General features: G+C 48.3%; 10 protein-coding genes. 9 read left to right on the top strand and 1 reads right to left on the bottom strand.

From position 1 onward, the window contains the following. From BLS15_RS24320 to BLS15_RS24295, 6 genes are all read left to right on the top strand, one after another. On the top strand, positions 1-274 hold a 274-nt coding region (locus BLS15_RS24320; RefSeq protein WP_139170718.1), incomplete at its 5' end, for an integrase core domain-containing protein. Positions 275-524: 250 nt separating this feature from the next. Further along, positions 525-1,898, top strand: a complete 1,374-nt coding sequence (locus tag BLS15_RS24315; RefSeq protein WP_028533384.1) for an ABC transporter substrate-binding protein — start codon at positions 525-527, stop codon at positions 1,896-1,898. A 119-nt stretch (positions 1,899-2,017) separates the two neighbouring features. Beyond that, on the top strand, positions 2,018-2,911 hold the full coding sequence (locus BLS15_RS24310; RefSeq protein WP_028533385.1) for a carbohydrate ABC transporter permease: 894 nt from the start codon (positions 2,018-2,020) through the stop codon (positions 2,909-2,911). Between the two features lie 117 nt (positions 2,912-3,028). Then, on the top strand, positions 3,029-3,832 hold the full coding sequence (locus BLS15_RS24305; RefSeq protein WP_028533386.1) for a carbohydrate ABC transporter permease: 804 nt from the start codon (positions 3,029-3,031) through the stop codon (positions 3,830-3,832). Positions 3,833-4,078: 246 nt separating this feature from the next. After that, positions 4,079-5,431, top strand: coding sequence for a sodium-dependent transporter (locus BLS15_RS24300; protein ID WP_021257194.1), 1,353 nt, complete (start codon positions 4,079-4,081; stop codon positions 5,429-5,431). A gap of 304 nt (positions 5,432-5,735) precedes the next feature. Then, positions 5,736-6,914, top strand: coding sequence for a hypothetical protein (locus BLS15_RS24295; RefSeq protein WP_090514184.1), 1,179 nt, complete (start codon positions 5,736-5,738; stop codon positions 6,912-6,914). A gap of 106 nt (positions 6,915-7,020) precedes the next feature. Here the strand turns inward: BLS15_RS24295 and BLS15_RS29150 are convergent, their stop codons facing one another. Further along, a complete protein-coding gene (locus tag BLS15_RS29150; RefSeq protein WP_021257192.1) occupies positions 7,021-7,164 on the bottom strand; it encodes a hypothetical protein in 144 nt (47 codons plus the stop codon). A gap of 508 nt (positions 7,165-7,672) precedes the next feature. Between BLS15_RS29150 and ychF the strand changes: the two genes are divergently transcribed. The 3 genes from ychF (at position 7,673) to prmC (ending at position 11,003) form a co-directional block, all read left to right on the top strand. Continuing rightward, entirely contained in the window at positions 7,673-8,773 is a 1,101-nt protein-coding gene (gene ychF, locus BLS15_RS24290; protein ID WP_021257191.1) for a redox-regulated ATPase YchF, read from the top strand. A 206-nt stretch (positions 8,774-8,979) separates the two neighbouring features. Then, positions 8,980-10,053 (top strand): peptide chain release factor 1, encoded by a 1,074-nt coding sequence (gene prfA / locus BLS15_RS24285; protein ID WP_021257190.1) that lies wholly within the window; start codon positions 8,980-8,982, stop codon positions 10,051-10,053. After that, a complete protein-coding gene (prmC, locus tag BLS15_RS24280) occupies positions 10,050-11,003 on the top strand; it encodes a peptide chain release factor N(5)-glutamine methyltransferase (protein ID WP_021257189.1) in 954 nt (317 codons plus the stop codon). The genes prfA and prmC overlap by 4 nt, the downstream gene beginning before the upstream one ends. Positions 11,004-11,191: the final 188 nt, after the last annotated feature.

The following is an 11,191-nucleotide window of genomic DNA, read 5'->3' as shown; positions in this document are numbered from 1 at the left end:
GTTCCAATACACGTCCTACGCTTACCATGACATGCTGCCGAAGGTTGGCGCCCAAATCAGCATGTCTCGGAAAGGCAATTGTTACGATAATGCCTCTATGGAGAGCTTCTTCTCGCATCTCAAAACGGAAGGGCTCTATCCTTATCATATCCGAAGTTTGGACGAGGCACAAAGGCGAATTGAAGAATATATTCATTTTTATAATCATAATCGACCACAAAGAAAGCTAAAGAAGCTGCCGCCAGTAGAGTACCGACGACAGCTTGCTGCTTAGGTGTTTTTTCTATGTCCACTAAATGGGGTCTTGACCAACTATCTGGGACACCTGGGAGGGTGTTTTCTTTTTTTTGATACCGGATCATGGAATCAATGGAATCGTAGGAATCTACTTGAGAATCTATCATTAACAAAACATTTATATGGAATTAACACTCTCTTGCTAGAGCAAGGTTATGGTATGAAAGGGTGGTGTGAGACATACCATCTCAATAAGGACGATATTGAAAAAGGGGAGAACACGGGATATGCAAATGCGCTCTAAGTGGATGCTACTTCTGTTTATGTGCTTTACGCTGCTGGTCGGCTGTGGTCAGTCAGGGACAGCAGGAGGAACACAGACGCCAGAGAAAGGTGCGACGCAGGAGGGGGCGACAACAGCTCCAGCCGATAACGCAACCACATCGAAGGATGAGAATGTGGAATTAACATTCTATTTTCCTATCGCAGTTGGTGGTCCACTGACGAAAGTGGTTGAGGGTATGACGGCGAAGTTCACCGCGAAGCACCCGAACATCACAGTGAAGCCAGTTTATACAGGCAGCTATGCAGATACGACGACGAAGATTCAGGCTGGCATCCAAGCCAAGCAGCCGCCGGATGTAGCGGTTATGCTGTCTACGGAACTGTTCAGCATGCTGGATACGAATGCAATCCTTCCGCTTGATGACTTTATCGCGAAGGAAGGCAACGGTTTCCTTGATGATTTCTACCCGGCTTTCATGGCAAATTCGCAAGTTGAGAACAAGACATACAGTATCCCTTTCCAACGCAGTACTATCGTTCTTTATTACAACAAGGATGCTTTCAAAGAAGTTGGCCTGAACCCGGATCAACCGCCGAAGACTTGGGCTGAGCTTACAGAATATGCAACCAAGCTGAAAAAAGACGGTCGCCAAGGCATCGAGGTGCCAGGATCCGGATTTGCTTATTGGATGTTCCAACTGTTCTCCCTGCAGAACATGGCTGATCCGAAAGGCAACCTTATGTCCCAAGACGGCAAGAAAGTATTCTTCGATACACCAGAGAATGTAGAAGCATTGCAGTATTGGCAAGACCTGTCGAAGAAGCACAAGGTAATGCCGGAAGGTATTGTAGAATGGGCAACAGTTCCTACAGACTTCTTAGAGCAGAAGACTGCTATGATGATTCATACTACGGGCAACCTGACGAATGTGAAGAATAACGCTAAATTTGACTTCGGTGTTGCATTCCTGCCGATGAACAAGCAGTACGGTTCACCTACAGGCGGCGGCAACTTGTATATCTTCAAGGACATTGATCCGAAGAAACAAGCAGCAGCCTGGGAATTCATCAAGTTCATGACAGAGCCGGAGCAAGCTGCTCAATGGAGTATTGATACAGGCTATGTTGGCGTTCGCAAGTCAGCATACGACACAGATGTGATGAAGAAATATGCAGCTGATTTCCCGCAAGCAGTTGTTGCACGCGATCAATTGGAGCACGCTTACGCGGAATTGTCTACGCACAACAATGGTAAAGTCTCCAAAGCATTGACGGATCAAGTGCAAGCGGTGCTGACAGGCACGACGGATCCGGCATCTGCATTGAAGAAGGCGCAGGAAGAGGCTGATCGCGCACTGAAGCCGTTCAACAAGTAATACACGCTCAAGATGCAATCGCATGCCTTATGTGCGTGCTGTATCGGCAGGGCCTAAGCCCTGCCGATTTATATACATCATGAACTTACTAGAATTCATTGGAGAAGGAGGTCAGGATGATGACCGCCAAATGGAAAGAACGTCTATCCCGCAATACATTGGCATGGGCGCTGCTGCTCCCGTCCCTGTTGTTCCTCATGCTCTTCACCTATTATCCAATGCTGAAGACAGCCTGGCTCAGTATGTATCAATCCGACCTGGCTACACCAGAGCCGATATTTGTAGGGCTTGATAATTTTACCGCACTGTTCCAAGACCCTGTATTCCAGAAAGTATTCAGCAATAATATATGGTTTGCGATTGGCACAGTGCCTACTTCCATGGCGCTTGCTTTCATTATGGCGCTGTTCGCTGATAAGGCACTAGCGGGACGTTCATTCTCTCGTGTGGCATTTTTCTATCCGAATATGATTCCAATGATCGCGGTAGCGAATATTTGGCTGTTTATATACACACCTCAGTATGGTTTGTTGGCTCAACTGGCGAAGTGGGTTGGACAGTCGGCGGACATGAATATGTTGGGGCATCCCGATACGGTCATGTGGGCTATGATCGTCATGATGATATGGAAGGAAGCAGGATACTTCATGATCTTCTACTTGGCCGGACTTCAGAATATTCCGAAGGACTTATATGAATCGGCCTCGGTAGACGGCATTGGTACTTGGAAGGTAACGACACGGATTACAATCCCATTGACGATGCCTACTACGCTGTTTGTAGCAGTTGTAGCGCTGACGAATGCATTCAAGCTTGTGGATCATTTGTGGATTATGACCAAGGGTGGTCCAGACAATGCGAGCAGCCTGCTTCTGTATCACATTTATGACACAGCCTTCAGCTTCTACGATCAAGGAATGGCGGCGACCATGACTGTCATTATGATCGCACTGCTCTTGGTACTATCATCACTACAATTTTTCGGCTGGGATCGCAAAATCCATTATCAATAAAGGAGGCGCCTTATGGACAAATCAGTTGGGATCAACACAGAATTTAGTACAGGCGCCGTAGGCCGTAGGCCGCCTTTATCGGATCGAGCCTTGAAGATCGAACGGACGAAGCGACGGATGAAGCAGTGGCTCTGGCATGCGATTATGCTCGTGGTCAGCGTCGTATGGTTTGTACCGCTCATCTGGATGTTATGGACGGCGTTCCGTCCCAAGGATGCGGGCATGAATTCATTCTGGTCATGGGAGTGGACGTTAGCTAACTTTGCAAAGGTATGGGAAGGTGCTCCATTTGCCCAGTATTATTTGAACACCTTCACGATTGCAGGAGGAGTGCTACTTGCGCAGCTTCTCAGCCTAACACTGGCTGCTTACGCATTTGCACGCCTGCGCTTCTTCGGGAAAGACGCTGTATTTATGCTGTTCTTGGTACAACTTATGGTACCAGCGGATGTTCTTATTTTCTCGAACTACCATGTATTGAAGGAGTTTGGTTTGCTAGATACGAAGCTGGGCATCATGCTACCATACTTCGCATCAGCATTCGGGATATTTCTGCTCCGCCAGACATTTAAGCAGCTGCCGCTTGAATTGGAGGAAGCAGCGATGGTGGAAGGCTGCTCTCGCCTGGGCATTTTGTGGCGCATCTTCGTGCCGTTGTCTGCGCCTGTATATATCTCATTTGCGGTTGTATCGGTCAGCTATCAGTGGAATAACTTCCTGTGGCCACTGATTGTGACGAACTCCGTAGAGAATCGTCCGCTTACTGTAGGGCTTGCTATGTTTGCTCAGTCTTTCGAGACGGGGGCGCAGTGGGCAGAAGTAAGTGCAGCAACATTGCTTGTTGTAGGGCCGCTGATTCTTGGATTTTTACTGTTCCAGCGCAAATTTATTAGCAGCTTCATGCACTCAGGAATTAAGTAAGAGCCACTCTTGGCTGCATGGATGTGAATAGCTCGATCTAAGGCGCTCTTTGGCTGCTCACGCAGCACAAGGGGTGCCTTTTTTCATATGGATGCTGCATGGAGATTGGTATGCTTGAAGTAGGTTGGAGGATTTGAGAAATATTACATTCGATTCGGAGCGCATTTTTGAATAAAATGGAGTTTATCTCAGTCCTTGGGGCACCCTAGAAAATACAGCAGGAAAGAAGGAGTGGCATACCCATTTATGTCAAATAAGCAATCAAAGCAAGATCCTCAGAAGGGAAATAAGTCGGAGCAATTCAGCTCTGCAGGATTTATATTGGCCGCTATCGGCAGTTCAGTCGGGTTGGGCAACATGTGGAAGTTCCCATACGTTACGGGGCAAAATGGAGGAGGAGCATTCTTCCTATTATTCATCGCCTGTCTCTTAATTGTTGGCTTGCCAGTATTGCTTGGCGAGCTGGCTGTTGGACGTGGCGGACGCGGTGACGCAGTCTCTGCTTTCACCACTTTATCACGTAAAAGAGGATGGGGCGTACTGGGCTTCATCGCCGTATTGGCTGCCTTCCTGATTATGACGTATTACAGCACGATTGCGGGATGGACGCTCCATTATGCAGTTGAGTCGGTATCCGGAATCTTGTTCCAAAGCGGCGATTATGCGGAACACTTCAAGCTCTTCACCGGAGGGATGATGCCGATTGTCTGGCAAATTGTCGTGTTTGCCTTAACCGGATTCATCATTGCCAGAGGGATATCTGGTGGTATTGAGAAGTTCAATAAGATTGTTATTCCGGGCCTGCTCATCATTTTATTGGTTATGATGGTGCGTACGCTTACGCTGGACGGCGCTGCTGAAGGAATCTCTTATTTCCTGAAGCCTGACTTCTCACAGTTGACCTTCCATTCCGCACTGATGGCATTGGGGCTTGCATTTTTCTCCTTGTCGCTTGGTATGGGGGCCATGCTGACGTATGGTGCATACGTAGACAAGCATCAATCGCTACCGCTTGCGACTGTCGCAGTAGGAGCGGGTGATTTAATCTATGCGCTTATTGCAGGGTTGATCATCTTCCCAACGATATTTACATTTGGAATTGAACCGGATTCAGGGCCGGGACTTGTCTTCGTTGCTCTCCCTGCAGCATTCGCCTCGATGCCTTATGGTGCATTGTTCGGCGGCTTGTTCTTCTTGCTCCTGGCAATTGCTGCGGTTACGTCTTGCTTGGCCCTTGCGGAAGTGCCTGTAGCCTATATCATGCGCCGCTACCACTTGGGGCGTGGCAAGGCAACCTTTTATGTGATTGCTGCCATGTACATCATCGGTCTTCCGTGCACGCTGGCAGCAGGAGGGGTTCTGGAGGGAGCGACGCTGGGCGGCCGTAACTTCTTCCAATGGATTGATTTCCTGACCTCGAATGTAATGCTGCCACTGGGCGGTTTGTTCGTAACGCTGCTTGTCGGATACGCATGGAAGCAGTCCGGAGAAGAGACGGGTCTGTCTCCCGTGTGGAGAAGTATATGGCTGTTCACGATGCGTATTATAGCTCCTGTGCTCATAATATTGATTTTCTTGTCGTCGATCGGCTTGGTCTAAATTAGAAATGCCGAACAACGCCCCAGATGGCTGGATGAGCCTTCCGGGGCGTTGTTTTGTATTGCCTATTCATCTAAAGGGGGAGAATGTCATGCTACTTATCATTCACCATTCAGTGATGATTTGAATCATCTTTGAATATGATTTCTTAACATACACTTGCACGGCTGCGGGCTGTTTCGGCTATTGTATTCTTTTTTTCGACATATTTCGATAAAACCATTCCAAAGTTGACATGAGATGATATAATGGAAATTAAAACCACAGCCCCTGTACTCGGGCGGCTTATGGAGGCGTAGAGAAAATGGGCTTGGCTAATGGGGCAGGATCGGTATATTCGTTCGGCTCAGAAGACAATGTGCCGGAATTGCTCTGTGTCATGGAGAACGGATCGATGGAGCAATCGGCGGAGGCGGCTCAAGCATTATTCGAGCAGCTGTGCATGGAGCATGATGTCCATGAAGCAACTAGTGCGCTAATCGAGCCGCTCTTGGATATTTTGACCGTACGATATAAGTCGGTTGCGAAGGCATCCATCTTGAATGGGATTGCGCAAGTACTGCGAACGGTGATGGACAGCCATCTCCCATTTGGGGTGACACCCTCTCGATATCGACATGCTGATGATGCGGAGACTAGAGATATTGCCTTTCAGGTGGAGCAGAACTGGCTTCACGTACTTCGCGAGCGCTATGCAGATTGGACGTCTCTCATTCACGAAGATGATCGAACAGCAGTGCAGGTGATTTATGTGCTGCATTTGCTCCAATGGACAGATGAGGCTGTTGAGGATACGCTGCAGGAGGCTTCCTTCCATGGCCTTACAGCACGTGTGCGCCTTAATGGCTTGCTTGCGTTGGCAGATTATCGGCACCGTATCGGTAAGCCATTCAACCCATCCATAGCGTTCGGACAGCATCAAGACGATGAGCTTCACGAAGCGATTCGCGCTGTATGCGTAGCTGTTACCGCTCCTGAGTCACTCGGTCTTCTGGAGATGAGCAAGCTCATATCGGGGTGTACGCTGCCTCGTATGGATCGCATTCAGTTTCCGTGGGCGGACGGCGCTATTGCGTCGGTATGTGCGCAAGCTGCATGTCGCTCCTTAAGTAAGGGGACAACCTTGGACGAACGAGCTGCTTTTTGGAAAGAAGCACTGGAGAAGACGATATCTGCTCATCAGCGCCGCTCACGGCAGGTAGTATGGGAGATAGGTGAGTCAACGGTTCAGTGGGATGAGGAGTGGCTGCAATGGAACTGGAACAGCCCGATGCTTGTTGCAGATGGGATGCTGTATTCTTTATTCCAGACGCCAGGTCAAGACGGTAGCGTTATGCAGAAGCAGGAAGATGGAACGGTATCGATCCATCCTGCAGCTGCACGTGTCATTAAGGTATGCTTGCAAAATCAAGTCGATATGCCGAATGCAGAACGCTACGGAGCGGGTATGACGATTCGTTCGCTGTATCGATTCATCACATAAGAGAACCCTTGCTAGGTTAAGCCTACTTTCGGTGAAACGCAGGTAGATCGATTGGACAAGTTATGATGTGAATACACAATTGGACATTGAAGCTGGCAAGACGGAACTAGTCCGTCTTTTTCTTTTTCTCGGAGAAAGGTGTTACGGATTTTGCTCCTTCAATGGTGTCATTTACGAACGCCATATCTTGATTTTTCGCTTTCATTGCCGTAGTGCCTTTATAATTGCCACGATGCGATTTATTCTCCATAGTTGTGCCCCTCACTTTACTCAAAAATGATGGAAATTGAATGTTGGATCCAGCTACAGCAATAGTATGTTCGGTGCACAGTCTCCTTATCCGAGGAGAGCCAAGGCAAGGTAAAGGAAACGGTTGACATAGATAAATATCAGACAACGCTACCTCCAAAAAAATTAAGATCTGGCTGCAAGTGGATGGATACGTACTTGGCTTCAGACAAGCAGCTCTTGAGTAAGGATTTATTATTCCGAACAATAAAAATTGCTAAGATCGCAGAATCCTCTACTGGCTTTTCTGCTCTCCTGAAGTGAGCAAAAGTTGACAATACGGAAAAAATCTAGTCGATGACTAGGTTTTTTTTGCGTTGTTGGTTATAATGGTTAAGGAATTTTTGCGTGTTTTTTACACGCATCTTAACGATACATGAAACATAATTGATAGACTAGGTTTATGATAGTAAGGTAATGTTCGAAACAATGGTTATTCAAATATACGGTCTAAGGAGTTGTACTTATAAATGGCATTAAAAGCAGGTATTGTTGGGCTGCCTAACGTTGGCAAATCGACGTTGTTCAATGCGATTACACAAGCAGGGGCTGAATCGGCGAACTATCCGTTTTGTACGATCGATCCAAATGTCGGCGTGGTAGAGGTTCCAGATGAGCGCTTGGATAAGTTGACTGAGTTGGTTGTTCCAAACCGTACAGTTCCAACAGCGTTTGAATTTGTTGATATTGCCGGTCTGGTACGTGGTGCGAGCAAAGGCGAAGGGCTTGGGAACAAGTTCTTGGCTCACATTCGTGAAGTAGATGCAATCGTACACGTTGTGCGCTGCTTCGAAGACGAAAATATTACGCATGTTGACGGAAAGGTTGACCCAGTTAGCGATATTCAAACGATCAATTTGGAGCTCGTTCTGGCGGATTTGGAATCGGTTGAGAAGCGTCTTGATCGCACAAAGAAGAACATGAAGAGCGGCGACAAGAAGTATGCGGCAGAGGCTGCTGTATTGGAGCGCTTGAAAGAGGCGTTGTACAATGATAAGCCAGCACGCAGCTTGGAACTGAGCGACGAAGAAAAGGTGCTTGTACGCGACATGCACTTGCTCACGATGAAGCCAGTATTGTATGCGGCGAACGTAAGCGAAGATGGCGTGAAGGATGCGGATAGCAATCCATATGTACAGCAGGTACGTGACTTTGCCGCAGCTGAGAATGCGGAAGTTGTGCCGATTAGCGCAAAGGTAGAAGCAGAAATTGCTGAGCTTGAGGGCGAAGATAAGGAGATGTTCCTTGAAGAGCTTGGACTGGATGAGTCCGGTCTGAACCGCTTGATTAAGGCAGCCTATCGCTTGCTTGGTCTGTATACGTACTTTACTGCTGGTGTACAAGAAGTACGCGCTTGGACGATTCGCAAAGGGATGAAGGCCCCGCAAGCGGCAGGTGTTATCCACTCCGACTTTGAGCGCGGCTTCATTCGTGCCGAAGTGGTCTCTTATAATGATCTAGTTGCTGGCGGTTCTATGAATGCGGTGAAGGAACAGGGTAAGCTAAGATTGGAAGGTAAGGAATACGTTGTTCAAGACGGCGATGTTATGCATTTCCGCTTCAACGTATAGCGCTTCTGCTTCTTCGCTTGCTTAGCTAATGCAGTGAGATCATCTGCGCATTGTAATGCAGGTTGAGCGAGGGAATGGTTGCGGAAATGGTTATGGTGGAATGCCGTAATCATTCATTTATTGAAGCACGAACCATGATTGCGCAAATCAAGGTTCATGAATATACGTGGTAGTATCGAATTGGAGAAGAGAGGTGAGCGTGTATGATGTTAGATAGACTGCAATCCCTTGCGGATCGCTATGAGAAGTTGAGTGAATTGCTATGTGACCCGGATGTGGCGAACGAGCCGAAGAAGCTTCGTGAGTATTCGAAGGAGCAATCCGATCTGCAGCCAGCTTATGAAGCATTTATGGAATTTAAAAATGTACTTAGCGAACTGGATGCGGCGAAGGTAATGATGCAAGAGAAGCTTGACGATGAGATGCGCGAAATGGTGAAGATGGAAATCGAGGAACTGAGTGCGCGTCAAACGGAACTTGAGGAACGTATTCGTATTTTGCTGCTGCCAAAGGATCCGAATGATGACAAGAACGTGATCGTGGAAATTCGCGGTGCGGCAGGCGGTGATGAAGCTGCGCTCTTCGCTGCTGATTTATACCGCATGTACACGCGCTATGCGGATTCACAAGGATGGCGTACAGAGCTGATGGAAGCGAACATGAGCGATCTGGGCGGATTCAAAGAAGTTATCTTCTCGGTATCCGGTAAGGGTGCTTACAGCAAGCTGAAGTATGAGAGCGGCGCGCACCGCGTTCAACGCATACCGGCAACTGAATCAGGCGGACGTATTCATACGTCAACTTCGACTGTAGCTGTAATGCCAGAGGTAGATGAAGTAGAAGTCGAAATATTCGATAAAGATATCCGTGTTGATACATTCTGCTCTTCTGGTGCGGGCGGTCAGTCCGTCAACACAACGAAATCGGCGGTACGTGTTACACATATTCCGACAGGGATCATGGCTACGTGTCAGGACGGGAAGTCTCAGAACGATAATAAGGCGAAGGCATTGCAAGTCTTGCGTGCACGCATCTATGAAATTAAGCGTCAAGAGGAAGAAGCCAAGTACGCTGGCGAACGCAAAAGTAAGGTCGGAACGGGTGATCGCAGTGAACGGATTCGGACGTACAACTATCCGCAGAGCCGTGTGACAGATCATCGTATCGGCTTGACTCTGCATAAGCTTGATCAAATTATGAACGGCGATGTAGAGGAACTCATCCAAACGCTTACGCTGACTGAACAAGCGGAGCTGCTGGAAAGGGAGAATCAAGCATGAGTGAGCCTTGCGGACGGAATGAGGAGCGTAGTCGGCTAAATGCGGCAGACAGAGCTCCATATCGCCTCGCATGGCCTGCAACAATAAGAGAAGCCTGGGTGCAGGCTTCTTCTTTTTTAGCAGAGAATGGAGTCGATGATGCTGCACATCATGCCGAACTGCTGCTGCGGCATGTGCTGGGTATGGAGCGAGTCGCTTACTTGGTTGCATTGACAGAGCTGATGCCTGAGAATGCAATCCATGCTTTTGAATCGGCAGTGACACGGCGATCTGCGGGTGAGCCGACCCAATATATTATTGGGGATGCTTACTTCTATGGTTTGCCGTTCGAAGTGACGTCGGATGTGCTTATCCCAAGGCCGGAGACAGAGCTCCTCGTGGAGGCAATTCTGACTGAAGCTGACCGGATCTGGTCGCAAGATGAATCACTTCATGTTGTGGATATTGGTACCGGCAGCGGTGCAATTGCTTGTACATTGGCACATGAGCGTCCACATTGGCATATCACGGCTGGCGATATCTCGCCAGCGGCGCTTGCTGTCGCGAAGCGAAATGCGGGGCGGCTTGGCGTTGCAGAGCAGATGTCGTGGAAACAGGGGGATCTGCTGGCGCCGTTCGCTGGTAGTGAATTGGACATTCTCGTATCCAATCCACCTTATATTCCGGCTGGTGATATCGCGGATCTGATGCGTGAGGTGCGCGACTATGAGCCGCGTACGGCGCTGGATGGTGGAGCGGATGGATTGGATCCGTATCGACGGCTTGTCACCATGTTGTCCGAGCTTGGCAAGGCTCCACGTATGATTGGCTTTGAAGTGGGTCAAGGACAAGCGCAAGATGTGGCGGCAATGCTCGCGCAAGCAGGTTATGATGAGAAGTTGATCATTGTGCCTGACCTAGCTGGTATTGAGCGCCATGTGATTGGTGTTCGACGCTTAGAAGAAATTTAACTCTATAAGGACTGTTCCATGACGCAGAACGTATCTGCGACTAGGACAGTCCTTTTTTATGCATTCAAAAGTTGGATATCGGTTCATAGGCCGTTTGATAACCACCAGTTTCACCTAAGACTCTGACGAATCTATCTATCTATCAAAAAAACCACTATTGATAGGTTTAAGGATCCTGCTCACGGACA

Source organism: Paenibacillus sp. cl6col (assembly GCF_900102125.1).
GTDB classification, from domain to species: domain Bacteria; phylum Bacillota; class Bacilli; order Paenibacillales; family Paenibacillaceae; genus Paenibacillus_B; species Paenibacillus_B suaedae.
This window is presented reverse-complemented; position numbering and strand designations above follow the sequence as displayed.

Excerpts from the sequence above, each read along its gene's own strand:
- BLS15_RS24305 (WP_028533386.1), top strand. The coding sequence starts at position 3,029 with ATGAAGCAGTGGCTCTGGCATGCGATTATGCTCGTGGTCAGCGTCGTA.
- BLS15_RS24310 (WP_028533385.1), top strand. The coding sequence starts at position 2,018 with ATGACCGCCAAATGGAAAGAACGTCTATCCCGCAATACATTGGCATGG.
- prmC (WP_021257189.1), top strand. The coding sequence starts at position 10,050 with ATGAGTGAGCCTTGCGGACGGAATGAGGAGCGTAGTCGGCTAAATGCG.
- BLS15_RS24300 (WP_021257194.1), top strand. The coding sequence starts at position 4,079 with ATGTCAAATAAGCAATCAAAGCAAGATCCTCAGAAGGGAAATAAGTCG.
- BLS15_RS29150 (WP_021257192.1), bottom strand. The coding sequence starts at position 7,164 with ATGGAGAATAAATCGCATCGTGGCAATTATAAAGGCACTACGGCAATG.
- BLS15_RS24295 (WP_090514184.1), top strand. The coding sequence starts at position 5,736 with ATGGGCTTGGCTAATGGGGCAGGATCGGTATATTCGTTCGGCTCAGAA.
- prfA (WP_021257190.1), top strand. The coding sequence starts at position 8,980 with ATGTTAGATAGACTGCAATCCCTTGCGGATCGCTATGAGAAGTTGAGT.
- BLS15_RS24315 (WP_028533384.1), top strand. The coding sequence starts at position 525 with ATGCAAATGCGCTCTAAGTGGATGCTACTTCTGTTTATGTGCTTTACG.
- ychF (WP_021257191.1), top strand. The coding sequence starts at position 7,673 with ATGGCATTAAAAGCAGGTATTGTTGGGCTGCCTAACGTTGGCAAATCG.